Source organism: Achromobacter sp., from assembly GCF_032113835.1.
Taxonomy (GTDB): domain Bacteria; phylum Pseudomonadota; class Gammaproteobacteria; order Burkholderiales; family Burkholderiaceae_B; genus Achromobacter.
The window spans coordinates 12,828-38,941 of the sequence record NZ_DAMCTG010000020.1; the positions used below are offsets into that span (position 1 = coordinate 12,828).

The 26,114-nt window shown below is 67.5% G+C and carries 24 protein-coding genes; 10 read left to right on the top strand and 14 right to left on the bottom strand.

All coding sequences use genetic code 11. The annotated features are described in order from the left end of the window. The first annotated feature begins 12 nt into the window (after positions 1–12). Positions 13–2,310: a hypothetical protein gene (locus tag RT697_RS09990; protein WP_313698517.1), complete on the top strand. Its 2,298-nt coding sequence runs from the start codon at positions 13–15 to the stop codon at positions 2,308–2,310. A gap of 60 nt (positions 2,311–2,370) precedes the next feature. On the opposite strand, the gene RT697_RS09995 is transcribed toward RT697_RS09990, so the two are convergent. Genes RT697_RS09995 through RT697_RS10005 form a run of 3 tightly spaced genes read right to left on the bottom strand, consistent with a single transcriptional unit; the run spans position 2,371 to position 5,369 of the window. Then, positions 2,371–3,588: a CaiB/BaiF CoA-transferase family protein gene (locus RT697_RS09995; protein WP_313698519.1), complete on the bottom strand. Its 1,218-nt coding sequence runs from the start codon at positions 3,586–3,588 to the stop codon at positions 2,371–2,373. Further along, positions 3,585–4,445, bottom strand: coding sequence for a MaoC/PaaZ C-terminal domain-containing protein (locus tag RT697_RS10000; RefSeq protein ID WP_313698521.1), 861 nt, complete (start codon positions 4,443–4,445; stop codon positions 3,585–3,587). Before RT697_RS10000 ends, RT697_RS09995 begins: the two co-directional genes overlap by 4 nt. Before the next feature lie 9 nt (positions 4,446–4,454). Beyond that, positions 4,455–5,369, bottom strand: a complete 915-nt coding sequence (locus RT697_RS10005) for an SDR family NAD(P)-dependent oxidoreductase (protein WP_175138867.1) — start codon at positions 5,367–5,369, stop codon at positions 4,455–4,457. A gap of 151 nt (positions 5,370–5,520) precedes the next feature. On the opposite strand from RT697_RS10005, the gene RT697_RS10010 reads away from it, so the two are divergent. Further along, a complete protein-coding gene (locus RT697_RS10010; RefSeq protein ID WP_056569094.1) occupies positions 5,521–6,420 on the top strand; it encodes a LysR substrate-binding domain-containing protein in 900 nt (299 codons plus the stop codon). Between the two features lie 177 nt (positions 6,421–6,597). Then, the gene (locus RT697_RS10015) at positions 6,598–7,620 is read left to right on the top strand and encodes a Bug family tripartite tricarboxylate transporter substrate binding protein (RefSeq protein WP_409517419.1); all 1,023 of its coding nucleotides are present in this window, start codon (positions 6,598–6,600) and stop codon (positions 7,618–7,620) included. Positions 7,621–7,744: 124 nt separating this feature from the next. Here RT697_RS10015 and RT697_RS10020 read toward each other — a convergent pair whose 3' ends face one another. The 6 genes from RT697_RS10020 to RT697_RS10045 all read right to left on the bottom strand — a co-directional run bounded on the left by RT697_RS10020 (position 7,745) and on the right by RT697_RS10045 (position 14,246). Further along, a complete protein-coding gene (locus RT697_RS10020) occupies positions 7,745–8,416 on the bottom strand; it encodes a hypothetical protein (protein ID WP_313698524.1) in 672 nt (223 codons plus the stop codon). Positions 8,417–9,120: 704 nt separating this feature from the next. Then, the gene (locus tag RT697_RS10025) at positions 9,121–10,086 is read right to left on the bottom strand and encodes a nitronate monooxygenase family protein (RefSeq protein WP_313698526.1); all 966 of its coding nucleotides are present in this window, start codon (positions 10,084–10,086) and stop codon (positions 9,121–9,123) included. A gap of 19 nt (positions 10,087–10,105) precedes the next feature. Beyond that, positions 10,106–11,080 (bottom strand): tripartite tricarboxylate transporter substrate binding protein, encoded by a 975-nt coding sequence (locus RT697_RS10030; protein WP_313698528.1) that lies wholly within the window; start codon positions 11,078–11,080, stop codon positions 10,106–10,108. A gap of 57 nt (positions 11,081–11,137) precedes the next feature. Then, positions 11,138–12,655 carry a class I adenylate-forming enzyme family protein gene (locus tag RT697_RS10035; protein ID WP_313698530.1) on the bottom strand — a complete coding sequence of 506 codons (1,518 nt, stop codon included), beginning with the start codon at positions 12,653–12,655 and terminating at the stop codon, positions 11,138–11,140. A gap of 17 nt (positions 12,656–12,672) precedes the next feature. After that, a complete protein-coding gene (locus RT697_RS10040; RefSeq protein WP_313698532.1) occupies positions 12,673–13,845 on the bottom strand; it encodes a thiolase in 1,173 nt (390 codons plus the stop codon). Beyond that, positions 13,842–14,246, bottom strand: coding sequence for a Zn-ribbon domain-containing OB-fold protein (locus tag RT697_RS10045; protein WP_313698534.1), 405 nt, complete (start codon positions 14,244–14,246; stop codon positions 13,842–13,844). The genes RT697_RS10040 and RT697_RS10045 overlap by 4 nt, the downstream gene beginning before the upstream one ends. 228 nt (positions 14,247–14,474) lie before the next feature. On the opposite strand from RT697_RS10045, the gene RT697_RS10050 reads away from it, so the two are divergent. The 3 genes from RT697_RS10050 to paaG are packed head-to-tail and all read left to right on the top strand — an operon-like array spanning position 14,475 to position 17,632. Continuing rightward, positions 14,475–15,665 (top strand): acyl-CoA dehydrogenase family protein, encoded by a 1,191-nt coding sequence (locus RT697_RS10050; protein ID WP_313698536.1) that lies wholly within the window; start codon positions 14,475–14,477, stop codon positions 15,663–15,665. 33 nt (positions 15,666–15,698) lie between these two features. After that, positions 15,699–16,811 carry an acyl-CoA dehydrogenase gene (locus RT697_RS10055; protein ID WP_313698538.1) on the top strand — a complete coding sequence of 371 codons (1,113 nt, stop codon included), beginning with the start codon at positions 15,699–15,701 and terminating at the stop codon, positions 16,809–16,811. Further along, a complete protein-coding gene (gene paaG / locus RT697_RS10060; protein WP_313698540.1) occupies positions 16,808–17,632 on the top strand; it encodes a 2-(1,2-epoxy-1,2-dihydrophenyl)acetyl-CoA isomerase PaaG in 825 nt (274 codons plus the stop codon). Before RT697_RS10055 ends, paaG begins: the two co-directional genes overlap by 4 nt. A gap of 12 nt (positions 17,633–17,644) precedes the next feature. Here the strand turns inward: paaG and RT697_RS10065 are convergent, their stop codons facing one another. Next, positions 17,645–18,538, bottom strand: a complete 894-nt coding sequence (locus RT697_RS10065; protein ID WP_313698542.1) for a LysR family transcriptional regulator — start codon at positions 18,536–18,538, stop codon at positions 17,645–17,647. 143 nt (positions 18,539–18,681) lie between these two features. On the opposite strand from RT697_RS10065, the gene RT697_RS10070 reads away from it, so the two are divergent. The 4 genes from RT697_RS10070 to RT697_RS10085 all read left to right on the top strand — a co-directional run bounded on the left by RT697_RS10070 (position 18,682) and on the right by RT697_RS10085 (position 22,500). Then, positions 18,682–19,512, top strand: a complete 831-nt coding sequence (locus RT697_RS10070; protein ID WP_313698544.1) for a MaoC family dehydratase N-terminal domain-containing protein — start codon at positions 18,682–18,684, stop codon at positions 19,510–19,512. Then, complete coding sequence (locus RT697_RS10075) at positions 19,509–20,702, top strand: CaiB/BaiF CoA-transferase family protein (RefSeq protein ID WP_312437730.1); 1,194 nt, start codon at positions 19,509–19,511, stop codon at positions 20,700–20,702. Before RT697_RS10070 ends, RT697_RS10075 begins: the two co-directional genes overlap by 4 nt. Then, entirely contained in the window at positions 20,699–21,532 is an 834-nt protein-coding gene (locus RT697_RS10080) for an HpcH/HpaI aldolase/citrate lyase family protein (RefSeq protein WP_175123274.1), read from the top strand. The genes RT697_RS10075 and RT697_RS10080 overlap by 4 nt, the downstream gene beginning before the upstream one ends. Before the next feature lie 71 nt (positions 21,533–21,603). Further along, complete coding sequence (locus tag RT697_RS10085; RefSeq protein ID WP_313698546.1) at positions 21,604–22,500, top strand: sugar kinase; 897 nt, start codon at positions 21,604–21,606, stop codon at positions 22,498–22,500. A 95-nt stretch (positions 22,501–22,595) separates the two neighbouring features. On the opposite strand, the gene RT697_RS10090 is transcribed toward RT697_RS10085, so the two are convergent. Genes RT697_RS10090 through hda form a run of 4 tightly spaced genes read right to left on the bottom strand, consistent with a single transcriptional unit; the run spans position 22,596 to position 25,859 of the window. Continuing rightward, positions 22,596–23,084, bottom strand: coding sequence for a 2-amino-4-hydroxy-6-hydroxymethyldihydropteridine diphosphokinase (locus RT697_RS10090; RefSeq protein WP_313698548.1), 489 nt, complete (start codon positions 23,082–23,084; stop codon positions 22,596–22,598). A gap of 4 nt (positions 23,085–23,088) precedes the next feature. Further along, on the bottom strand, positions 23,089–24,462 hold the full coding sequence (gene pcnB, locus RT697_RS10095) for a polynucleotide adenylyltransferase PcnB (RefSeq protein WP_313698550.1): 1,374 nt from the start codon (positions 24,460–24,462) through the stop codon (positions 23,089–23,091). Next, positions 24,463–25,161: an HAD family hydrolase gene (locus RT697_RS10100; protein WP_313698551.1), complete on the bottom strand. Its 699-nt coding sequence runs from the start codon at positions 25,159–25,161 to the stop codon at positions 24,463–24,465. Further along, positions 25,158–25,859, bottom strand: a complete 702-nt coding sequence (hda, locus tag RT697_RS10105; protein WP_105237474.1) for a DnaA regulatory inactivator Hda — start codon at positions 25,857–25,859, stop codon at positions 25,158–25,160. The genes RT697_RS10100 and hda overlap by 4 nt, the downstream gene beginning before the upstream one ends. Between the last annotated feature and the right edge of the window lie 255 nt (positions 25,860–26,114).

A 26,114-nucleotide genomic window follows, 5' to 3' on the forward strand; every position in this document is an offset into this window, starting at 1 on the left:
AAGCGACGCATCATGGATGACGCGCCGGATGCGCACGGGGCGGGTAGCGGCTATGCCGCCGCCATGCTCGCCAAAGCCTTCCTGACCCACGAGACCCACCCGGACCCCGCCGTGCGCGAGCGCGCGGCCGCGCGCGTTGAACGCTGGCGCCAGGTGCTGGCGCATGCGCTGGACGGTTCGGCCAACTATGGCTCCGCCACGCCGCTGCCCGGCATTCCCGATTGGGTGACGCTGGACGTCGCCACCGGCGGCTTTGCCACAGGGGATCTGCTTGCCGGTGGAGCGCTGACGCCCTACGAGCGTGAATTGGCGGCGACGCTTTCCGGCATCACGCCGGGCAGCGAACGGCGCGATCTCAACGCCTGGTTTCTCAGCGAGGCCGGCGTCGCGCATCTGCAGGACCGCCTGGCGCGCGACGACTATCGCATCGAGGTGCCGGAAGAAGCTGTCCTGGCGGTGGTGGTGTGGCTGCTGGGTCAGGGCCTTGCCGATGCGGCGCGGGAACTGGTCGCGGTGGTCGCGCCGTTCTTCGACCGGCTGCGCTTCTTTCCCGCGCCCGGCCCGGCCGATGAGGCGTCGGGCGCCGACATCCATGTCAGCACGGCGGGCGACGTTGCCGCCCGTCTGTCGAGCCTGCCTGCGCAGCCGCGCATCGCGGCGCAGCGCGTGGCCGTCCAGAACCTGCTGCCCATTTACGACCGCGCCGTCGCGCTGTTCCTTGAAACGGTCGAGGACGATTGGCCGTGCCGGCGTTATCCGCAGGATTGGCTTCAACGCGCCCAGGCGCTGACGAACGAGATCAATGCGGCCCAGGACGGCGGCCAGTTGCCGGCCGGCACGTCGCGCAGGCATCGTCACAAACGCGAGCTCTTCGACCTGCTGGCGCAATGCGCACAGGACGCCGCCGGCCTTACCGGCAGGCAGGTCGGCCGTATACGCCGCATCGTTGGCGATTTCTTGGCCGCGCATGGCGAGCCCGGGTCTGCGGAGCACGAGGCCCAGCGCCAACGTCAGCGCGAGGATGTTTCCGCTGTCGGATTCCATGAGATCGCGCGCCTGGTGGCCGCCCGCTTGCAGAATCATCCGCAGGCGGCCGGCGTGCGCGACCTGGCCCCGGTGCTGGCGCCGTTGAGCCCGACCGAAGCCGCAACGCTCCAATTGCCGCCGGGCGTGCAGGTGCCGGCGCCCATCGCGCGGCGCGCGCAGCGCTGCCAGAGCGGTACGCTTGCCGGCCTGGTGGCGCGAGAGCTGATCACCTCGTCGGACTTCCTGGCGACGCTGACGCCGCAGGTCACGTCGGGCCTGCAAAGCGGGGGCTTTGACGATGCCGCATTGCGCGCGCTTTACAGCGCTTGTTATCGCGCGTTCCGCCGGCGCCGCTCGCTGCTCCTGGTCAATCTTGAACGGCAGGCCTCGTTCGACCGGTTGCCCTGGATCGCGGCTCTGGAAGCGCTGCGGCACCCGGCGCGGCAAGACGGCGACGCCGCCCGGGCCGCGCTGACGGAAATCGCGGAACTGGCGCTGGCGTCATTTCCGCATGCGCCCGTGCCGAACAAGCTGCTGCAGGAACTGCATGCGCTTGCCGAGCGCGCGCAATGGACGCTGCCGCTGGTGGATGAGGTGGCGGCGGACATCTTCATGGGGCGATTCGGACGCAAGTTCCAGGAGGCTGCGCAATGCGCGGCGGCGCTGCTAGGCGACTGCCTGTACACCCGCTATTTCGATATCGACGCCAGCCAGGTGCTGGCGCTGCCGTTGCCGCGCAAATCACGCGGCGACGACGCCGAGGCCGACGCGTTCGGCCGGCTGTGCAGCGCGCGCGCCGGCGTGCAGCCCGGCTTCGGCCAGGTGGGCGCCAACGGCATGGTGATCGAGCAGCAGCAGATCCTGACCACGCAGAATCTTGCGGTGCTGGTGAAAGACGCAGGGTTGGATGGCAGGTTGCGTGACCAGTACGGCCGCATGGCGATGGCCGGTTTCGAATGGATCTGCTCGCGCCATCAAATGAAGATCCACGATTGGCATGCGTGTGTGCGGATGACCCGCAACACCGCCTACGCCTGGCGGCAAGTGCTGTTCTTTCTGTCGATGATGCCGCAGGCGGAGCAGGGCGCGACGATCGCCGCCATGGATGCGCATTTCCGGGCGCAGAGCAGGGCGTTTCGCGATCGCTTCGAACCCGTGATTCGCGGCCTGCACGTGGCGGCCGGCGGTCAGCGCCTGCCGCAGCACGACGCCGGTCCACAGGGCGCCCGCGTGTTCCGGGGCTGGTTCAACACGCGCCACTGGCTGCTGGACGGCATGCACTGAGCAGCGCGGCTGCCGGGGGGGACGCCGCAGTTTCCTGCCGCGCCATCCTTCGCAGCCTGCCTACTTCCGAAACGCCGCAATTGCCTCCACCGACTTGCCCAGCACGTCGCGCAGCACTTCCTCGGTGTGCTCGCCCAGCAGCGGCGGGGCGCGGCGGTACACGACGGGCGAATCCGAAAACCGCAGCGGACTGGCCGTCACGGGCGCCACGCCGCCGGCCGGATGTGGCATATCGCGACGCAGCTGCCGCGCCTGCGCCTGCGGGTGCGCAAACGCCTGGGCGATATTGTTGATCGGCCCGCACGGCACGCCCACCGCCTCCAGCTTGGCAATCCAGTCATCACGCCGTCCTTCGCGCATGATGTCCGTCAGGATGCCGATCAGTTCCACGCGGTTGGTGACGCGCAGCCGGTTGGTCGCAAAGCGCGGATCGTCGCCCAGTTCCGGCACGCCGATGGCGCGGCAGTACGCGCGATACTGCGATTCGTTGCCCGTGGCCACGATCAGGTGGCCGTCGCTGGCGGCAAACACCTGATAAGGCACCACGTTCTGATGCGCGTTGCCGGCGCGGGTGGGCGCCACGCCCGAGTTGAAATAGTTGGAGTTCTGGTTCGCCAGCAGCGCCACGTGGCTGTCCAGCAGCGCGATGTCCAGATGCTGGCCCTGGCCGCTGCGATGACGCTCCTGCAAGGCCGCCAGCACCGCCACGGTCGCGTACATGCCGGTAACGATGTCGGTCACGGCCACGCCCGCCTTCTGTGGCCCGCCGCCCGGCAGGTCGTCGCGCTCGCCCGTGATGCTCATCAGCCCGCCCATGCCCTGGATCATGAAGTCGTAGCCGGGGCGCTGCGCAAACGGGCCGTCCTGGCCAAAGCCGGTGACCGAGCAATAGATGAGGCGCGGGTTGATGGCTTTCAGGCTCTGATAGTCCAGCCCGTACTTGGCCAGTCCGCCCACCTTGAAGTTCTCGACAAGAATGTCGCTGACCGCGGCCAGTTCCCGGATCAGCGCCGCGCCTTCCGGCGTGGCCATGTCGGCCTCGACCGAACGCTTGTTGCGGTTGGCGCTGAGGTAATACGCCGATTCGTTGGTGTCCTGGCCATCGCCGTCCTTCAGAAAGGGCGGTCCCCACGCGCGGGTGTCGTCGCCGACGCGCGGGCGTTCGATCTTGATGACGTCGGCGCCCAGGTCGGCCAGGTTCTGCGTGCACCACGGACCGGCCAGGATGCGCGACAGGTCAAGCACACGGATGCCGTCAAGCGGAGGCGGGCGCGTCATGATTGCACCGTCGCGGTGCCGTGGCTCATGACCACGATGCCGCGCTCTTTCGCGCGGGCAATGAAGCGGATCTGGCCATCCGGCATGCGCCACATGTCGCATTGCAGCGTCTCGCCCGGATAGACGGGCGCCGAGAAGCGCGTGTTCAGGCTGGTGAGCCGCGCGGCGTCGTAGTCGCAGAAGGTCTTGACGATGGCATGCGCGGCCACGCCGTACGAGCACAAGCCATGCAGGATGGGGCGGGGATAACCCGCCTGACGCGCGACGTCGGGGTCTGCGTGCAGCGGATTGCGGTCGGCGTTCAGCCGATACAGCAGCGCCGCGCTGGACGGAATGCGCAACTCGCAGCGCAGTTCCGGATCGCCATCGGGCGCGGCGGGCAAGGCCTCGGGGCTGGCGTCGCCCTCGCCGAAACCGCCGTCGCCGCGGCAGAACGTGCTTTGGTGCAGCGTGGCCAGGCACGTGCCGTCCTCGTCGTGCAGCGTGCGTTCGCTGACGATGATGGCGCCCTTGTCCGCGCCCTTGTCGATGACGTGCGTGTTGCGCGTCCTGCCGGTGACGACACCCGACACCGGCAACGGCGCGTGCAGCGTCAGCCGCTGCTCGCCGTGCACCACTTTCACCCAGTCCACCGTCGAGCGCGGGTCGCTGACCCAGAAGCCCGGATAGCCGAGGATCACGCTCATCGTCGGGAACGCGCGCAGGTTCTTTTCGTACACGTAGCGCAACTGGCCCGTGTCCTCGGGATCCTGCCCCAGGCCGATGCCCAGGGCATACAGCATGGTGTCCTTCTGTTCATAGCGCTGGCGCACATCGTCAAAGCGCCAGTCCTTCACGGTTGCATAGTCCAACGGCATGTGGCGGCCTCAGATGGGATCCCAGTCGATCACGTCGGGCGAACGCTCCAACGCGTAGAAGTGCTTGCGCATCGCGGGCGCGGCGATCTCGGCGATGCGCTCCGGCGTCCAGCCTTCGCTGTGATGCACCGTGCGCAGCGGGCGAGGCTGGCTCATCAGCATGATCTCGTTGGCGCGCACGGCGAAGATCTGCGCGGTGATCTCGCTGGCCGCGTCGCTGGCCAGGAACACCGCCATGGGCGCCACCTTGCCGGCTTCCATCTTCTTCAGTTTCTCCACGCGCGCCTTTTCTTCGTCGGTCTCAGCCGGAATGGAACTTGTCATGCGGCTCCAGGCGAACGGCGCGATGCAGTTGGACCGCACGTTGTAGCGCGCCATGTCCAGCGCAATCGACTTGGACAACGCGACGATGCCCAGTTTGGCCGCCGCGTAATTGGCCTGGCCGAAGTTGCCGATCAGCCCCGACGTGGACGTCATGTGCACGAAGGCGCCCGATTCCTGTTCGCGAAAATAGGGCGCTGCCGCGCGGCTCATGTAGAACGAGCCGTTCAGGTGCACGTCGATCACCTGGCGCCATTCCTCTTCGCTCATCTTGTGGAAAACCCGGTCGCGCAAGTTTCCTGCGTTGTTGATCACGGCGTCGACGCGGCCGAACGCGTCAATCGCCGTCTGCACGACGCGGCTGGCGCTGTCGTACGCGGCCACGCTGTCGGTGTTGGCGACGGCTTGGCCGCCGGCCTCCACAATTTCTTTCACGACCGCCTGCGCGGGACCGTCCGCGCCGCCTTCGCCGGTCAGCGACACGCCGATGTCGTTCACCACGACCTTCGCGCCCGCCTCGGCCATTGCCAGCGCCACGCTGCGGCCGATGCCTCCGCCCGCGCCCGTCACGATCACTACCTTTCCGGATACCAAGCCGCTCATTGCTTCTGACTCCTGTGCTGCGGCGCGCACGCCGTGTGTGGAAAACAGTTCCGCATCAACCGTCTGGTTCATGGGCATGGCCTCATGGTAGATTCGACCCGGCATTCGAAGAATTCAAAATTAGAAATGCCCCCCTTCTGCGTGGTGGAACATGAGACATGATCTGACGGACCTGCGTTTGTTCTTGAACGTAGGCGAAACACTCAATCTGACCCGTGCTGCGGAACGCACTTTCCTGTCCTTGCCGGCGGCAAGCGCGCGGGTCAAGCACATGGAAGAGGCATTCAAGGCCCGCCTGCTAGTGCGCATGGCCACGGGCGTAGCGTTGACGCCGGCAGGCGAGGTGCTGCTCAAGCACGCCAACGCCGTCTTCCGCCAGCTCGAATGCCTGAACGCCGATCTGCAGCCCTACGCCAGCGGCCTGAAGGGGCGGCTGCGCCTGTTGGCCAACACCACCGCCACCAATTCCTTCCTGGCCGATGCGCTGTCCACGTTCCTGGCGGAAAACCCGGACGTCGACGTCGAGCTCGAGGAAAAAATCTCCGGCGACATCGTCATCGCCATCCGTGCCGGCGCGGGGGATCTGGGCCTTGTCGCGGGCAACATCGACGTAGAGGGCCTGGATGTCACGCCCCTGTTCCGCGACGAACTCACCGTGGTCACGTCGCTTGACCACCCGCTCGCCGCGCAGAAGACTGCGCATTTCGCGGACCTCGTGGACGCGTACCAGTTCGTCGGCATTCACCCGGACAGCGCGATTCAAACCTTTCTCGAAGACATCGCCAGCGGCCTGGGCAAGCGCATCTGCCAGCGCGTGCACGTGGGCAGCTTCGAAGCCGTATGCCGCATGGTCGAGGCCGGCGCGGGTATCGCCGTCGTGCCGCGCGCCTGCGCGGCGCGCTACAGCCGCCCGGACTTCCTGCACGTGCTCAAGCTCGACGACCCCTGGGCGCTGCGCGATCGACTGCTTTGCCGCCAACGCGGCCGCGACCTGCCCAGCTTCGCCGAATGCTTCATCGGCCACGTGCAGCGCGCCGCGCGCGGGCAATAGGGCCGGGTTTGTCCTGACGTCATACGCCCTAAGCCATGCGCTGTACGGCCGTCACACTGGGGCGTGCCGCGCGCACGGCCCATCTTTCAGCCCCCGCGAAAGAGGGGCTTTTGCAAATACGTAGCGGACTTCTCCGGCATTCGGCAAATAATAAAAAACGCGGCGGGCGGCAGCACCATGTCCAGCCGTGAACAGAACAAGACTCAGGAGACTGCCGTGATCCATCAAGACCGCCGCCGCGTCCTCGCGGGGCTGGGCGCAGCCTGCGCCGCCGCCATGCTTCCATCCTGGGCCCGCGCCGCCACCTGGCCGGGCCACGCCGTGACATTCATCGTCCCGTTTCCCGCCGGGGGACCGGTCGACACCACCGCGCGCTTCACGACGCAGCCCCTCGGCCAGCTCTGGTCCGTGCCCACCGTCGTCGACAACAAATCCGGCGCCGGCGGCATCGTCGGCGCCCAGTTCGCAGCGAAAGCAGAGCCCGACGGCTACAACTTCTTCTTCGCCTCCATCCACCACGCCGTGCTGCCCAGCCTGCGCGACAACCTCAGCTACGACATCACCACCGACTTCGTGCCAGTAGGCATGGCCGCGGTATTTCCCATCGTCCTCGTCGTCAACGCATCGCTGCCCGTCAACACCGTCAGCGAACTCATCGCCTACGCCAAACAGAACCCCGGCAAACTGTCATTCAGTTCGTCCGGCACCGGCGGCGGCACACACCTTGCAGGCGAACTCTTCAACGCGATGGCCGGCGTGCGCATCCAGCACGTCCCCTACCGCGGCAGCGCGCCCGCCATGCAGGACCTGCTGGGCGGCCAGGTGCAAGTCATGTTCGCAGACGGCCCCTCCGCCGTCCCCCACCTCAAAGGCGGCAAGATCCGCGCACTGGGCGTCGGCAACCCCACGAGGTCCAGCATGGTGCCCGACATCCCCACCATCGCGGAATCCGGCCTGCCTGGCTACGAGGCGTACTCGTGGAGCGGCGTCATGGCGCCCAAGGGCACGCCGCCCGACATCGTCAAGCGCATCAACGCGGACATGGTGAAGGTCCTGTCGAACGACAGCACCGCAAAGGCAATGATCGCCGCCGGTGCGGAACCCAAGCCGGGCTCGCCCGAGGAATTCGGAAAATTCGTGCGCGACGAAATCGCGAAGTGGCGCGATCTCATCAAAACCGCGAACATCAAGCTGGAGTGATCCGGTCAGGATCGTGAAGATCCGCGTGAACTGGGCTGGTCAGCAGTGCCGATATCAACCTGGGAGTGACCTGACTTAGTGCGCAATCGTGCATCAGGTCACTCGCGCGGCAACGCGATGGCGATCAGCGCACCGCGAACCAGTTGCCGGCCAAACTGCCGTTCATGCCGCAAAACGGCGGGCCGAAGCCTTCATTCTTCGCTCCGGCAGGCGGCGTCTCAAGCGTCACCAGCACCGCGCCACGGCGCTTGAGCGTCAGCGTCCAGGGCGTTCCATCCTGATAGGTCACCGTCAGCGTGTCGCCCGACACGGCGGCCCGGCCACTCAAATCGCAAACCCAGTTCCCGCTATACGGCCGCGCCGAATTCGCCGCCACCAGCAACTCGCCACGCGAATTCCGCGTGATCTCGATCTCGCCTTCGATGTTCCTCCACTTGCCGACAAATCCGTCGGCCGGCTTGGGATTGATCGCCTTCAGGAACTCCAGGCGGTAACGCATATTGTCGGTAAGCGCCTCGAAAGGCGTGCTCTGCACGTAGGGCTCTGCATACGCTCTGTCGCGCACGCCCAGAAAATACTTCTGATCGGCAACCAACGCCTTGGCCGCCTCCGCATCCAGTTCATCGCGCACGATCTTGAATTGCTTCGCAATGGCAGCATCCTGATCCCCCAGCCGCGAATTGCCGCAAAGGGACTTCTCAACCGGCGTGGAGGCCTTGGCGCAATTGAACGACGGGGCGGCTGCTACGCTGCCAGCCATCGCCAGCGAAGCCGAAAGGACCAGATAACGGATCATGGTGTGAAGCTCTCCAGAGGATGAACAAGTCCGGCCGCCGACCGGCGCCGCATGACCGCGCAGTTTACCGGTGTTGCCGTCATCTAGGAGACGGTGTCTGACACCCTGCGGAGACTGACGTCATGCGGCGGACGTGCCTCAAGGGTGTCAGACACCTGGGCATATTGCGACGACTGCGTTAGTACGCGGTGTCTGACACCCTGCGGAGATTGCCGTCATGCTGCGGATGTGCCCCAAGGGTGTCAGACACCTGTGCATATTGCGACGCCTGCGCTAGTACGCGGTGTCTGACACCCTGCTGCACCGCAAGCACTCCGCCGACCGCAAGCGCGAAGCGTCATCCGCGAACGCAAGACACCGCGTAAGCGCCCGGAGGCCGCCCGCGCGGCCAACCGGACGCGGGCCCCGCAAGACGCTCGAAGCCCGCACAAGCGCAGGCAAGAACCTCAAGAACTCAACTCGCCAAAGCGCCCGCCAAGCTGAAACCACCCGAGCCCGGTGTGGCGGCGGCCTGGGGTGCGCGGGGCGTGTAGATGCGCCCGAGGGAATCGGAAGGCAGTCGCCGAAGGCGACAACGACGATGACGACGGGGCAGTCCGGAGCGAAGGCTCCGGACCGCAATCGTAGCCCCGCGCGCCCCAGGCCGACGACGCGCCGGGCGTCTTAAGAACCAGCCCCCTCCGCCGCCAGGGCGTCATAAGAACTCAACCCCTCCGCGACAAAGCCGCAATAGCCCCGAAATACTCCCCCTCCAACTGCGCTACCAGTTCAGCAACAGCCAACACCTCCTGCACAGCCCCCACCCCCTGCCCAGCACTCCAAACATCCTTCCAAGCCTTCGGCCGCGACGACTTATCCATATTCGCCGGCCCCGCCACCCCATTGCTTCCGAGCACAACCGGATCCAGCCCCGCCGCCAAAATGCTCTCAGACAAATAATTCGCCGGCACCCCAGAAAAATAAGCCGTATAAGTCACATCCCCAGCCTGCGCCGCCAACACCATCTCCCGATAAGCATCCCCAGCCAACGACTCCCGAGTCGCAATAAACCGAGTCCCCATATAAGCAAAATCGCATCCCAAAACCTGCGCAGCCAAAATATCCTTCCCATGGCTGATGCACCCCGACAACGCCAACGGCCCGTCGTAGAACGCCCGAATCTCGTTCACCAGCGCAATCGGATTCATCTGCCCCGCATGTCCTCCAGCCCCCGCGGCAACCAGGATCAACCCATCGGCCCCCGCATCCAGCGCCCGCTTCGCATGCCGCACGTTCGTCACATCGTGATAAACCAGCCCCCCATACGAATGCGCCGCCTTCACCACCGCCTCCGGCGCGTGCAGCGACGTAATCAGCAGCGGCACCCGGCGTTCCGCGCAGATCGCAAGGTCCCCCTGCCAGCGCGGATTGCTAGGATGCACGATCAGGTTCACCCCATACGGCGCCACCTTCTCGGCCGGCGCCGCAAGCCGCCGCGCCGCCAGCCCGTCCTCGATCCGCGTGATCCACTCATGCAACTGCTCCTGCGGCCGCGCGTTCAGCGACGGAAACGTTCCGATGATTCCCGCCGCGCACTGCGCGACCACCAGTTGCGGTCCCGACACCAGAAACATCGGGGCGCCGATCACAGGCAGGCGGATCTGGTCTCGCAATGCGGACGGGGAATTCATCGTCATGCTCCGGGGTAAATCAATTGGCCTGAATATTCGCGGTCTGGATCACGTCCGACCACAACGCGTACTCACGGTCGATTCGCGCCTGCAGCGCTTTCGAATCGCCCGCGTTGATCGTGTACCCGCCTTCCGTCATTGCCTGGCGGAAAGCCGGATCCTTCGACACCTCCGACAGCGCCCGGGTCAGCCGCGCCGTCACCGCATCGGGCAGCTTCTTCGGCCCCACCAGCGCATACCAGCCCACCACCTCGTAATCCTTCATCCCGGCCTCCATCATCGTCGGCACGTCCGGCAGCTCCGGATTGCGCGTCTTCGACGTCACCGCCAGCGCGCGCGCCTTGCCGCTCTTCACGAATGGAATCGCCGTGCTCGTGATGTCGAACATGAATGTCACCTTGCCGCTCACCACGTCCATCATCGCCGGCGAATTGCCGCGATACGGCACGTGCAGCATCGACGCCTGGCTCTGCTTCTTCAGCAATTCAGCCGAGAGATGGTTCGACGCCCCGATCCCCGCCGACCCGAACGACACCGCCTCCGGATGCTCCCGCGCATAGGTAACCAGTTCGCCCACATTCTTCGCCGGAATCTGCGGTCCGATCAACAGCACGTTCGCGTAGTCCACCACCAGGCCGATCAACGAGAAATCCTTGCGCGGATCGAACAGCGTGCTGCGCTGGACCAGCGGCGACATCGTCAGCGTCGGGCTGGCGGCAAAGCCCAGCATGTAGCCGTCCGGCGTCGCCTTGGCGGTCGCGTCCGACGCGATCATGCCGCTCGCGCCTGCCCGGTTCTCCACCACCACGGTCTGTCCCAGCTTGTCGCCGAGATACTTCGCAAAGACGCGGGCCGTCGTGTCCACCGGGCCGCCCGGCGCGTAGCCCACGAGCAGGCGGATGGGGCGGTCGGGATACGTCTGCGCCGAGGCGGTTTGCGCGCCAGCCAGCGCGGCCACGGCCGAGGCCGCGGCGATCAGGGTCTTGATGTTCACGCTCTTGTCTCCTTGTGCATAGGTGGCCGGTCGTCAGAGCGGAACAACTGTCCGCGCCTACGCCAGCCTTTCTTTCAGCGGCTGCTTCAGGATCTTGCCGCTGACGGTGGTGGGAATCGTCTCGATGGGAATGATCCGCGCCGGCCGCTTGTACGGGGCAAGCTGGGCGCGCAGGTGCAGCATCAGCAGATGGGTATCGACCGTCGCGCCCGGCAGGGGCTCGACGAAGGCGATGACCTCTTCGTTGTGATCTTCGGTGTCGCGTCCCACCACGGCGGACAGGCGCACGCCGGGAAAGGCATTGATCACCGACTCGACCTCGATCGGGTAGACGTTGAAGCCAGACCGGATGATCAGGTCCTTCGACCGCCCTGAGATGAACAGCGCGCCCGTGTCGTCCACGTAGCCGATGTCGCCCGTGTTGAGCCAGCCGCCCGGCAGCAGCGCCTGCGCCGTCTGTTCCGGATTGCGGTAGTAGCCCAGCATCACGCCGGGACCACGGATCAGCAGGTCGCCGCGCGTGCCAGGCGCCGGGACCGCGTCCGGGCTGCCGACACGCAGCTCCACGCCGTCCACCGCATGGCCCGCCGAGCAATCGTCGCGTGGCGCGTCGATGTCGGTGATGAACATGGAACCGGCATATTCAGTGATCCCGTAGCCATGGTGCATCGGCACGCCGAAGTAGCGTTCGGCATCGCGCTTCTGCGTCGGATCCAGCGCCGCGCCGCCCGTGTACAGGTAGCGCAGGGCCGGCGCGCGCAGGTCCGCGCGCGGCGGCGCCACCGCCATCAGGCGGCTGAACATCGTCGGCACGCCCTGCAGGATGCTGACGCCGGGATGCGCCAGCGCCTTGAACACATCGTCCGGATCGAAGCGGCTGCGCAGCACCAGGCTGGCGCCCGCGTGCAGCGTGGCCATCAGCACCGTCGCGATGCCGAAGATGTGCGACATCGGCAGCGCCGCGTAGCCAATATCGTGCGGCGTCAGCCGGCGCGACGCCGCCGACACCCGCGCAAAATGGATCAGCCCGCGATGCGGCACCATCACGCCCTTGGGCGCGCCCGTCGTGCCGGACGTGTAGATCACCGTGGCGACCTCGCCGGCCAGCTCGCCGGTTTCAGCGTGCGTGGGCTCGGCCGCGCGCGCGGGGGCGATGCCCGGTCCCCAGACGGCGGCGTCCGCTTCAACCGCGCCAGCCGCTGCGGCATGCGCGGCAGCCGCCGTCGACACGCCGCTCGTGAACAGCACCAGCTCGGGTTGTGCGTGCTGCCGGATGTTGTCGATTTCGCGGCCGGACAGGCGCGCGTTCACGCCCACGGGCCATGCGCCCGCCACTCCGCAGCCGAACAGCGCGGCCAGCATCGCCGTGCAGTTCTCGCCCACCATCATCACGCGATGGCCGGGCTGCACGCCCTGGCCGCGCAGCCACTGCGCCGTGTCCTGCACCCGTTGCCACAACTGGCCGTAGGTCACCGTGCCGCCGCCTTCCTCGTACAGGCAGATGGCGTCGGGCTGCCGGCGCGCCTGCAGCGCCAGGATGTCGTGGATGCGGGTGATGGGTTCTGCGTGAGACATGGGTTGATACGTCAGGATCAAAGAGTTGCCTGGGTGCCCAGGATGGCGGTCGATTGGCTGGACAGGGTACCGCCATTGCCATGCACCAGCGCAAGCTGCGCGTCCGAAACCTGCCGTTCGCCGCATTCGCCGCGAAGCTGGCGCACCGCCTCGATCATGATGAAGACGCCATACATGCCGGGATGCACGCAGCACAGCCCGCCGCCGTTGGTGTTGACCGGCAGCCGGCCCCCGGGCGCAATGCCGCCGTCCGCGATGAACTCCTTGCTTTCGCCCTTGGCGCAGAAGCCCAGGTCTTCCAGGAACAGCAGCGTGTTGATGGTGAAGGCGTCGTAGAGCTCGACGACGTCGATGTCCTTGGGGGCAAGGCCCGCCATCGCGAAGGCGCGGCGGCCGGACTCGGACGCGGCGGTGACTGTCAGGTCTTCCATCGAAGAAATCTGCCGGTTCCACACCGCCGTCGCGTTGCCCAGCACATAGACAGGCGGACGCGGCAGGTCGCGCGCGCGGTCGGCGCGCACCAGCACGTAGGCGCCCGCGCCGTCGGTGACCAGGCAGCAGTCGCGCACGCTCAAGGGGTCGGACACCATGCGCGCGGACAGAATCTGATCAAGCGTCGCGGGCTCGCGCAGTTGCGCTTCCGGATTGAGCTGCGCCCACTGGTTGGCCGCCAACGCCACCCGCGCCAGATCTTCGCGGCGGGTGCCGTACTGGTGCATGTGCCGGGCGGCCGCCAGCGCATACGAGGACAGCGGGTTGAGCGGATCGTAGGGTGCTTCATAAGGCTGCGGATCGAACTGCTTGCGCACGCGCCCGACCTCGGCGCGGCTGAGCGTGGACGTGCGCTGCGTGCTGCCGTAGCAGACCAGCACGGCATTGCACTGGCCTGACGCCAGCGCGTGCAGCGCCGGCATCAGATGCGCCACGAAGCTCGAGCCGCCCAGCATGGTGCTGTCGATGAACGTCGGGCGGATGCCCAGGTGTTCGATCACCGGCATGGCCCACATCGGCGCGGCCACGCTGGCGGTGCAGATGCCGTCGATGTCGCGCATCGTCAGGCCCGCGTCCGCCACGGCGCGCTGCGCCGCCTGAACCAGGATTTCCATTTCGGTAAAGCCCGCGGCCTGTCCGAGGCCCGCGTGGCCCACGCCGGCCACCGCCACGGCGCCGCGCAAATCGTTCAGCGTCATGCCGCCTCCTTATTGGGAACGAAGACGACCAGCCCGCGGCCGTCCTGCTGGATCACCTGCGCGCGCACGCCCATGCCGATGCGCACGGCGTCCGGCGCCACGCCGTCGACGCGGCTCATCAGCCGCACGCCTTCCTGCAGGTCGATCAGCGCCACGTTGTAGTCGCCGCCGGCATCAGGCTTGCGCCGCACGACGGTGGTGGAATACACCGTGCCGCGGCCGTCGGGCGCCGCGAAGGCAAGTTTGTCCGCGCCGCAGTGCGGGCAGATCATGCGGGGATAGAACACGGCGCGGTCGCAACCGCCGCAGCGCTGGATGAGGAAACGGCCTTCGTCGAGCGCCTGGCGGTATTGCGCCTCGACGCCTTGCGACACGCCATCCGTCTGATCGGGAGCAGTCATGGTGCGGTGGGATTCCATTGATTGAAGCGTGAATCTGAAGCGTGAATCTGAACAGGCCCTAGTTTCGGCACTGCCAACGGCTTCGGCCATTCTTCATTGCTGAAGCAGGACTTTTGCCAATCCGTAGTGGACCGCGCGCCCTACACGCAACGCGAAGCCCGTCTTCGGGAGAGGCAGATTGTCCGGCCGTGCGCGCCGTGGCTAGATACCGGGCAAAGGAGGTGGACCATGAACCTGACCTGGACGCCAGAAGAGCGCCAATTCCGCGAAGCCGTGCGCGCCTTCGCCGCCGAGAAGCTGCCGGAAGACATCCGCGCCAAGGTGCTGCGGCACCAGCGGCTGGAACGCGACGACTACGTGCGGTGGCACAACATCCTGGCCGACCGGGGCTGGGGCGCACCCAACTGGCCGGTCGAACATGGCGGCACCGGGTGGAACGCCTTGCAGCGCCTGATCTTCGAAGTGGAAGGCTTCAAGGCGGGCGCGCCGCGGCTGCTGCCGTTTGGCCTGTCCATGATCGGCCCCGTGCTGATGAAATACGGCAGCGCGGAGCAGAAGGCCCGCCTGCTGCCGCGCATGATCCGCGTGGAGGACTGGTGGTGCCAGGGCTATTCGGAGCCCGGTTCCGGTTCCGACCTGGCGTCCCTCAAAACCCGCGCCGTGCGCGACGGCGACGACTATGTGGTCAACGGCCAGAAGACCTGGACGACGCTCGCCCAGTACGCGGACTGGATGTTCTGCCTGGTGCGCACCGATCCCGATGCGCGCGCGCAGCGCGGCATCTCGATGCTGCTGCTCGACATGCGCGCGCCGGGCGTCACGGTGCGTCCGATCCGCACGCTGGACGGCGGCCATGACGTCAACGAGGTCTGGCTGGAAGACGTGCGCGTGCCGGCCGCCAACCTAGTCGGCGAGGAAAACCAGGGCTGGACCTACGCCAAATACCTGCTTGGCCACGAGCGCACCGGCATCGCGGGTCTGGGCCATTGCCACCGCGAGCTGGGCATCCTGAAGGACATGGCGGCGCGCGCGCAATCGCGCGGGCGGCCGCTGCTGCAGGACAGCCGGATGCGCGACCGTATCTCGCGCATCGAGGTCGACATCATGGCGCTGGAGATGCTGTTGCTGCGCGTGGCCGCGAGCAACGACGGCACGCCCGGGCCGGAGGCTTCGGTGCTGAAGATCCGCGGGTCGGAGATCCAGCAGGACCTCGCGATGCTGCAGATGGAAGTGGCGGGGCCGGACGCCTGGCCCTACGACCCTGACTGGCTGGTGGCCGGCAACGATTTCCACGGCCCCGGTCCCGAGATGGCCGCCGCCGCGGGCGCCGGCTATGCCGATATGCGCAAGACCTCGATCTACGGCGGCACGACCGAAGTGCAGAAGGGCATCATCGCCCGCCTCGTGCTGGGCGTGTAGGCCCGCCGCGCAACCCCGACAGGAACACGACGCATGGATTTCATCTACACGGAAGAACAGCGCATGCTGGCCGACAGCCTGCGCCGCCTGGTCGACCAGGCATGGACCTTTCCTCAGCGGCGCGCCCGCCAGGCCGCGGGCACGCTGGATCGGCAGGCCTGGAACGCGTTGGCCGAGCTGGGCGTGCTGGGGCTGACCATTTCGCAGGACCACGGCGGCTTCGGCGAAGTGCCCGCCAGCCTGCTGCCTGTGCACGTCGAGCTGGGGCGCGGGCTGGTGTCCGAGCCGGTTATCCCGAGCGCGGTGATGGGCGCGGCGCTGGTGGACGCCTGCGGCGAGACGGCACGCGGCCGCTGGCTGCCGGCCGTTGCCTCGGGCGAGGCCATCGTCAGCGTGGCATGGCAAGAGCCCGGCCGGCGTTATGCGGCAGATCCGCAGGATTGCCGCGCCGCGCAGACCGCCGAAGGCTGGCGGCTGGACGGCGCCAAGCACCTGGTCTGGCACGGCGCGGCCGCGGATGCGTGGTTCGTCAGCGCGCGCGGCGGCGACGGCCAGACCGTTCTGTTGGCGGTGCCGGCCGATGCGGCCGGCGTGCGCATGACGGACACGCCCACGCTGGACGGCGCGCGCTGCGCGCGGCTGGATTTCGATGCGGTGACGCTGCCCGTAGAGGCGCTGCTGGCAGCGGGCGATGCGGCCGGCCATGCGCTGGCGCAGGCGTTGCAATGGGGCACGGCGGCGCTGTGCGCGCACGCAGCGGGCGCAATGGAGCGCCTGCTGGAAATCACGGTGGAATACCTGAAGACCCGCAAGCAGTTCGGCCAGCCGCTGGCGTCCTTCCAGGCGCTGCAGCACCGCCTGGCCGAGATGCTGGTGGCCAAGGAGCTGGCGCTGTCGATGGCCTACGTGGCGGTGGCGGCATTGACCGAATCCGACGCGGCGCAGCGGCGCCGCATGATCGCGTCGGCCAAGCTGGAGGCCGCGCGCGCCGGGCGTCTGGTGGCGCAGCTGGCCGTTCAATTGCATGGCGGCATGGGCATGACGGACGAACTGGAGGTCGGCGACTACTTCAAGCGCCTGACCGTCGTGGATCAATTGATGGGCGATACGGCCGAGCAACTGGCCGTCCTGGAGGAATTGGCATGAGCGCACGCGTAGAGGACTTCACGCACCTGCCGGCCTTCACGCAGATCCGGTTCACGCTGGAGCGCGGCGTGGGCGTCATCACGCTGAACCGGCCCGAGCGCATGAACAGCTTCACCGAGGTCATGCACGGCGAACTGGCGCGCGCGCTGGACCTGCTGGAAGGGCATGAGAACCTGCGCGGGCTCGTGATCACCGGGGCGGGGCGCGGGTTCTGCGCCGGTCAGGACCTGGGCGAACGCAAACCCGCCGAGGATGGTTCGCGCCGCGATCTGAGCCTCATGCTGGAGAAGTGCTACCGGCCGCTCATCAACCGCCTGCGCGCGTTGCCGGTGCCCGTGGTGTGCATCATGAACGGCGTTGCGGCCGGCGCGGGCGCGAGTCTGGTGCTGGCGTGCGACGTGGTGTTTGCGGTGGAATCGGCGCGCTTCGTGCAGGCGTTCAGCAAGATCGGCCTGTTGCCCGATGCGGGCGGAACGTGGTTCCTGCCGCGCCTGGTCGGATCGGCGCGCGCGATGGGCGCGGCGCTGTTCGGGGAATCGGTGACGGCCGAGCAGGCGCAAGCGTGGGGCCTGATCTGGCGGGTGGTGCCCGACGCGGCGCTGGCGGACACGATCGCCCAGGTGACCGATACGCTGGCCGCCGGCCCGACGCGCGCCTACGCGGCCACCAAGGCGGCGTTGCAGGCGTCCAGCGGCAACACGCTGGCGCAGCAGTTCGATCTGGAATGCAGCCTGCAGCGCGAATTGGGCTACACCGACGATTACCTGGAAGGCATGCGCGCCTTCGCGGAAAAGCGCCCGCCGGCGTTCATGGGCAAATGACGCGCCGCAGCGTCAGGGCGCTTGCGGCGTCTGGATCTGGTCGATGAGCTCGCGCGCGCAGCCGGGCAGGGCGTCGATGTCGCGCACCAGCAGCTTGCGCTCGCGCACCACCCACGGTTCGTCCAGCTCGACGACCTGCAGCTTGGTGTCCGCCCCGTAGCGGCGCGCGGCCGAGTCGGGAATCACGCCGACGCCCACGCCCGCCTGCACCATGCGGCAGATCGAATCGAAGCTGTAGAGCTGGATGCGCTGCGGCAGGCGCTGGCCGACGCGTTCCAGCTGATCGCGCAGAAAGGCCACCAGCGTGGAGCCTTCGTGCATGGTGATGAACGGGTAGCGCACGGCGTCCGCCAGCTTGACCTTGTCCTGATCCTGCAGCGGATGGCCGTTGGGCACCACCAGCACCAGCCGGTCGGTGCTGAAGTGGATGGTCTGCAGCTCGGGCGCATCCACCGGCCCCGCGACGATGCCCAGGTCGGTGGTGCCGTCCAGCACGCCGCGCACGATGTCGCGCGTCAGGCGTTCCTGCAGATCCACCGTGACGCCGGGGTGCCCGGACAGGAACTGCGCCAGGATGTCCGGCATGAATTCCGTCACGGCGGTGGTGTTGGCAAAGATCCGGATATGGCCGGCGTCGCCATCCGCCTGTTCCTGGAAGTCGTGCTTCAGGTGATCCACCTGCCGCATGATGACGCGCGCGTGCTGCAGCAGTTTCTGTCCGGCAGGCGTGATTTCCACGCCGCGGCTGTCGCGGTAGAGCAGTCGGGTATTGAGCTGGTTTTCCAGCGCCTTGATCCGCACGCTGACCGCGGCCAGGGACAGATGCGCCCGCTTGGCCGCCTGCGTCAGGCTGGGGGATTCGGCGATGTGGATGAACAGTCGGAGGTCGGCAAGGTCGAAGTGCATGGGCCATATATTACGGCGGCAGGCGCCGGCGCGGATGGCCGATTCAGGCGCAGCAAACCCCGCCTTGAGGAAAAACGAATTCACACGCCCGTCGGCTTGCGGGCATGCTTCAGGCTGTAAAAACACCACCAGAGGAACTCGGCATGACATCTACAGATCCGGCCGCGTGGATCGGCAGCGGCGAGCGCAAGGCGGACGCCATGGATCCCGGCCACGCCGCGCGTATCGCCGCCACCCTGGGCGGTCCGGTGCCGGCCGAGGGCGACGATCTGCCGCCATTGTGGCAATGGGCATTCTTCATTTCCACGGTCGGCATGGACGGATTGGGGACGGATGGGCACCCTTCGCGCGGCGGGTTCCTGCCGCCCGCGCAGGACCGCAACCGCATGTGGGCGGGCGGCCGGGTCGAATTCCGCCAGCCGCTCAAGGTCGGCGTGCCGGCCGAGCGCGTGTCCACCGTGGCCGAGGTCAAGGAAAAGACCGGCCGCACCGGCTCCCTGCTGTTCGTGACCGTGCAGCATGAATACCGGCAGTCGGGCGAAGTGGCCATCCTGGAAGAACAGGACATCGTGTACCGCCAGCCCACGCCGCCCAAGCTCTCGGGTAGCGAGCCCGCGCCGCAGGCGCAATGGAGCGACACCGTCGATCCCACGCCGGTGCTGCTGTTCCGCTATTCGGCCGTCACGTTCAATGGCCACCGCATCCACTACGACCATCCCTACGTCACCGGCGTCGAAGGCTATCCCGGCCTGGTGGTCCACGGACCGCTCATCGCCACCGAGATGGTCGCCGCCTTCGTGCGGGCCCATCCCAAGGCCCGCCTCACGCATCTTGCCTACCGCGGCCTGCGTCCGCTGATTTCCCCCACGCCCTTCCAGGTCGCCGGCCGCCTGTCCGAGCCGGGCGTCGCCCAGCTCTGGGCCGAGCAGGACGGCACGCTGGCCCACCAAGCCGAATTGAGGTTCACCGAATGAACATGCAGGCCTCCCGCCCGCTGGACGGCATCACCGTCGTCAGCCTGGAACACGCCATCGCCGCGCCTTTCTGCACCCGCCAGCTGGCGGACATGGGCGCGCGCGTCATCAAGATCGAACGCCCCGGGACCGGCGACTTCGCCCGCGGCTACGACGAGCGCGTGCGGGGCCTGTCCTCGCACTTCGTCTGGACCAACCGCTCCAAGGAAAGCCTGACGCTGGACCTGAAGCGCGACGAAGCCGGCGGCATCATGGACCGTCTGCTGGAATCGGCCGACGTGCTGGTGCAGAACCTGGCGCCCGGCGCCGCGGCGCGCCTGGGGCTGTCGTTCGAAGCCCTGCACCAGAAATACCCCCGCCTCATCGTCTGCGACATCTCGGGCTACGGCGAGGGCGGTCCCTACCAGGACAAGAAGGCCTATGACCTGCTCATCCAGAGCGAAAGCGGCTTCCTGTCGGTCACCGGCACGAAGGACGATCCGGTCAAGGCGGGGTGTTCCATCGCGGACATCGCCGCCGGCATGTACGCCTATTCGGCCATCCTGAACGCGTTGTTGCTGCGTCAGCGCACAGGCGTGGGCAGCCGCCTGGACGTGTCCATGCTGGAGAGCATGGTCGAGTGGATGGGTTTCCCCATGTACTACGCCTTCGACGGCGCGGCGCCGCCCGTGCGCGCGGGCGCGGCGCATGCGTCCATCTATCCGTACGGCCCGTTCCCCGTGGGCGGCGGTTCGACCATCATGCTGGGCCTGCAGAACGAGCGCGAATGGCGCGTCTTCTGCGCCCAGGTGCTGCGCCAGGCCGAACTGGCCGAAGACCCGCGCTTCATCTCCAATTCGCTGCGCACCGCCAACCGCGACGCGCTGCGCGCGCTCATCGTGGCGGCGTTTGCCGACCTGTCCATCGAGCAGGTGACGCAACGCCTGGAAGACGCGCAGATCGCCAACGCGCGCGTCAACGACATGGCCGGTGTATGGGCGCATCCGCAATTGCAGGCGCGCCAGCGCTGGAGCGAGGTCGACAGCCCCGCCGGCATGCTGCCGGCGCTGCTGCCGCCCGCCACCAGCAACGCGTTCACGGCGCACATGGGGGCGGTGCCCGCAGTGGGCCAAAACACCGATGCGGTGCTAGCATCTCTGGGATACGCGCCGGATCAGGTGGCGCAGTTCCATGCCTCGGAGGTTGTGTGACGCATCCCGTCGTTCGTAGCGCCCTGTTTGTGCCGGCCTCGCGGCCCGAACGCATCCCCAAAGCGCTGGCTGCGGGCGCGGACGCCGTCATCGTGGACCTGGAAGACGCCGTGGAGCACCTGGCCAAGGCGTCGGCCCGCGAAGCCTTGTGCGATTTCCTGGGCTTGAATCGCGAGGCCCGGCTCTGGGTGCGCATCAACGACGCGTCCACCTCCTGGCACGACGACGATCTGAAGGCCTGCCGCGGCAGGGCCGGCGTGGCGGGCATCCTGCTGCCCAAGGCCGAAAGCATGATGCAGGTGCGGCATGCGGCCCAGACCGGCTGTCCCGTGATTCCCATTCTTGAAACCGCGCAGGGCATTCTGAACGCCGGCGAGATCGCCGCCACGCCCGGCGTCGCGCGGCTGGCGTTCGGCAGCCTGGATTACGGCCTGGACCTGGGCCTGACGCCCGACACGCCGGGCGCGGAAACCGTGCTGGACCACGCCCGGGTGCAGGTGCTGCTGCATACCCGAGCCGCGGGCCTGGCGCCTGCGTTGGACGGCGTCTTTCCCGGTGTGCAGGATCAGGCCGGTCTGGCCGCGGCAGCCGGCCGTGCGCAGCAGATGGGCTTTGGCGGCATGCTGTGCATCCATCCCACGCAAGTTCCCGTCATCCACGCCGCCTTCGTGCCGGCCCAGCAGGAACTCGACTGGGCGCGGCGCGTCATCGCCGCGCACCGCGACACGGCCGCAGGCACGTTCATGCTGGATGGCAAGATGGTCGACGCGCCCGTCATTGCACGGGCGCGGCTGGTGCTGGCGCAGGCGGGCGAATCCGCGCGCGGCTGAATCCCGCGCCGGCGCCTCGTCCAGACCGTGCGCCGAGGCGCCCCGCGCATACAACCTGACAAGGCGGGCCCATGGGCGAGGCGCTCTTCATCGGACATACCTACATCGACGTCACCGTGCTGGCCGACGAATGGCCCACGGGCGACCAGAAAAGCGTGGCGCGCGACTACGCGGTCTCGTTCGGCGGCAATGCGGTCACGGCGGCATTTGCCTGCGCGCGGCTGGGATTGCCGCCCGATCTGATCTGCTCGCTGGCGCCCGACTGGCTGGGCCACATGTACTCGGACATGGCCGCCGCGCATGGTGTCACGCTGCACGCGCGCCAGGTGCGGCGCTCCTCGCTGTCGTTCATCATGCCCAATCACGGCAAGCGCGCCATCGTCCGCGCGCGCGACGCGAGCTACCTGAACGACTTTCCGCGGCTGGACATCGGCGGCTATCGCGCCCTGCACCTGGACGGCCATCAGCCCGATGCCGCCCTGCATTACGCGCGCGCGTGCCGCCAGGCCGGCGTGCTGACCTCGCTGGACGGGGGCGGCATGCGCGAGAACACCGACGAATTGCTGCGCCATATCGACGTGGCCGTGTGCGCCGAGCGCATGTGCGAACAGCTTGGCCTGTCACCCGAAGGGCTGCTGGACCTGCTGAAGGCGCGCGGCTGCCGCATCGGCGCGGTGACGCTCGGCGAGCGCGGCATGCTGTGGTACGACGAGACGGGGCGCGTCGACACGCTGCCTTCACTGGACGTGCCGGCCGCGCGCATCGTCGACACGTCGGGCGCGGGCGACGTGTTCCACGGCGCCTATGTTTGGTCCTACCTGACGCGGCCGGAACAACCCTGGATCGAGCACTTCACGTTTGCGCGGGCGGCCTCCGCGCACAAGATCCAGCATCTGGGGAACGAGGCGGGGCTGCCGGGCGTGGAAGACGTCGAGCGGGCGATGATGGCGTTTACGCCGAAGGCGTGATGCCGCACGCGGCGCGCAATGTGCCGCGTGATTGAACGGGCGCGTCATGCGCCACGCGAACAGGCGCGCGTTGCGCCGCATCGCTGAACCCGCGCTCAGGGCGCGATGCGTTCGATCGACTGGTCGTGGATCTCGCCGATCCAGGCGTCGAGCGGCTGACCTTGCACGGACAGGCTGGGCGCGAGATCGCGCAGCGGCAGCAGCACGAAGGCGCGCAAATGCAGGCGAGGATGCGGCAGGATCAGCCGCGCGTCGTCCAGCCGCGCATCGCCGTGCAGCAGCAGATCCAGATCGAGCGTGCGGGGGGCATTGCGGTAGGGGCGCAGGCGGCCGTGTTCGTTTTCGAGCGCCTGCAGGACGTCCAGCAATGCCAGCGGCGCGAGGACGGTGTCCACGGCCGCCACGGCGTTGATGAAGTCGGGGCCGGTGGCCTCCACCGGCGCGCTGCGGTAGAACGGCGAGGCCGTCACCCCGGTGACGCCGGGGGTGGCCTGCAACTGCGCCAGGACCTGGCGCAGGGTGGCCGCGCTGTCGCCCAGGTTGGCGCCCAGACCGACGTAGGCGCGCACGGACGGCTGCGGCATGGGGTTACTCGCTGGCGGGCGCGCTGCGCGGTCCGCTGCGGCGCGGACGGCGGCGCCGGCGCGCGGGGGAGGCCGTACCCGTGGCCGCATCGGCGGCTTCGCGCGGCTGGCGCGAGATTTCTTCGATCATGTCGGCGCGGGTGGCGTCGTCGGCGTTGGCTAGATCCATCCACCACTGCGCCAGCACGCTGTCGAACTCGCCGGCGGCGGCGCGCAGCTGCAGGAAGTCGCAGGCGGCGCGGAAGCGCGGTTGCTCGATCATGCGGTAGATGGTCTTGCCCATGCGGCGCTCGAAACGCGGCTGCATGAACCAGATTTCGCGCATGTCGGACGAGAAGCGGCGCTGGATGGCGAGCTTCTCAGTCTGTTCGTCCAGCACCGAATCCGCCGCCGTCGACAGCGCGGGGATGGTGTGCTCGCCCTGGGCGCGCAGCTGTTTCCAGCGCACGTCCACCTGCTGCCACAGCAGCGCGGCAAACAGGAAGCTGGGGCTGATGGTCTTGCCGGCGCGCACGCGCGCGTCGGTGCGTTCCAGCGCCAGTTCCACGAAGTGTTCGCCGCCGGGTTGCTCGAGCACGACGTCCAAGAGCGGCAAGAGGCCGTTGTGCAGGCCGTCGGCACGCAACTGGCGCAGGCAGTCCATGGCATGGCCGCAGGTCAGCAGCTTGAGCATCTCGTCGAACAGGCGCGAGGCCGGCACGTTTTCGATGAGGTCGGCCATCGTGCTGATGGGCTGGCGCGTGGCCGGGTCGATCGTGCCGTTCAGCTTGGCGGCAAAGCGCACCGCGCGCAGCATGCGGACCGGGTCTTCGCGGTAGCGCTTGACGGGGTCGCCGATGATGCGGATCTGGCGCTTTTTCAGGTCGGCCACGCCGTCGTGGTAGTCGATGACTTCCTCGTTGTGCGGGTCGTAGTACAGCGCGTTCATGGTGAAGTCGCGGCGCTTGGCGTCTTCTTCCTGCGAACCGAACACGTTGTCGCGCAGGATGCGGCCGTGCTCGTCGGTCTCCTGGTCTTCCGAGGCGGGCGCGCGGAAGGTGGAGGTCTCGATGATCTCCTGGCCGAACACGACGTGCACCAGCTGGAAGCGGCGGCCGATGATGCGCGCGCGGCGGAACAGCGGGCGGATCTGTTCGGGCGTGGCGTTGGTGGCCACGTCGAAGTCCTTGGGCTCAAGTCCGACGATCAGGTCGCGCACCGCGCCGCCGACGATATAGGCTTCGTAGCCGTGCTGGCGCAGCACCTCGCACACCTTGATGGCGTGGCGCGACACGTTGCGGCGGTCGATGCCGTGCTTGTCGCGCGCAATGCGCAACGGCCCCTTGGGTGTCGGCGCGAAGAGCCGGCCGACGAATTTTCTTATGGTTTCAGTGATCATTTAGGACTTCGAATCTTCCATGTGGTCGAACAGGTCGATCACTTGCCAGCCGCGTTCCTGCGCAATGGCGCGCAGGGTGGGGCTGGGGTTGGCGGCAATCGGACGGGTCACTTTTTCGAGCAGCGGCACATCATTGACCGAATCGCTATAGAAAAACGATTCGGAGAAATCTGCAAGCCCCAGGCCCATGCCGGACAGCCAGTCGTTGACGCGCACGACCTTGCCTTCCTTGAAACTGGGCGTGCCCAGGATGCGGCCGGTGTAGCGGCCGCGCAGGTACTCGGCATCGGTCGCGACCAGGTGGGGCACGCCGAAGGCGCGGGCGATCGGGGCGGTGACGAAGCTGTTGGTGGCCGTGACGATGGCGCAGAGATCGCCGGCTTCGAGGTGGCTGTCGACGAGGTCGCGGGCAGCCGGCGTGATGGACGGGCGGATGACCTCGCCCATGAAGGTTTCGTGCCAGGCGGCCAGGTCGTACGGCGAATGCGCGGCCAGAAGGCCCAGCATGAATTCGGCGGCCTGTTCGGCCGTGAGTTCGCCGCGATTGTAGCGGTCCATCAGATCGTCATTCAGGCGGCGGGCTTCGACGGGATCGCCCGCGCGGCCTGTGCGCGCCAGATAGTCGGCCCATTGGTAGTCGCTGTCGAGCGGCAGCAAGGTGTGATCCAGGTCGAACAGGGCGAGACGTCGGGTGGTCATGTGCGTTGTGAATCAGGATCTGCGAGCATGGCGCGCAGCAGGGGGAGGGTGATGGGGCGGCCGGTGGCCAGTGAATAACGGTCCAGCGCGTCGAGCAATGCGGCAAGCTTGCGGATGTCGCGCTCGTGGTGCGTGAGCATCCAGTTGATGATTTCGGGCGCCAGGTGCAGCCCGCGTTCGGCGGCCTGCGCGGACAGCGCGGCCAGCTTGTCGGCGTCGGACAGCGGGTCCAGGCGGAACACCAGATCCCAGCCCAGGCGCGTGCGCAGGTCTTCGCGCAGCGGCATCGACAGCGGCGCGCGGTCGCCGGCCAGCGCCAGCGCAAACGCCCGCTGCGTGGCGGCGGATTCGCGCCACCGGTTGTACAGCGCAAACAGGGCGGCCTGGCGGCTGTCGTCCATGCGGTGCACGTCGTCGACCGCCACGAATTTGGGCATGGGCGATTTGGAATCGGCCTCGGCCAGGCGGCGCAGCATGTTTTCGCCGTTGGCCGGATCGACGTAGACGGCATCGGGCCGGGCGGTCAGCGCGCGCAAGAGGTGGGTGCGGCCGCAGCCGGCGGCGCCCCAGATGTACAGGGCCCGTCCGGGCTTGAGCGCACGCACGGCCGCCACCGCTTCTCCGTTGGGGCCGGCGATGTAGTTGTTCAGCGATGGCGCTGGCGCGGGGAGAACGTCGAGCAGCAGCTGGCGGTTCATGAGAGTTAGCGATCGGGCTTTTCAGGGGCGCTTGAATTGCCATTTTCGGGGACACCGGAAAAGCCAATTCGGAGCGCCATAAAAAGTCAGGAAAAAGCCAGGAAAAATCGGTGATACAAGGGCCAAGGAGAAACTGGCAAAATCAATACCGGCCAACCCTACACTTTAAACCACCTGAGGCGCTGATGTCGCGTCGGAACGCTTGGCCTGGCGTGGGTTTGCGCCCCGCATGCCTGTCTGCGCCCGCGTCATCGT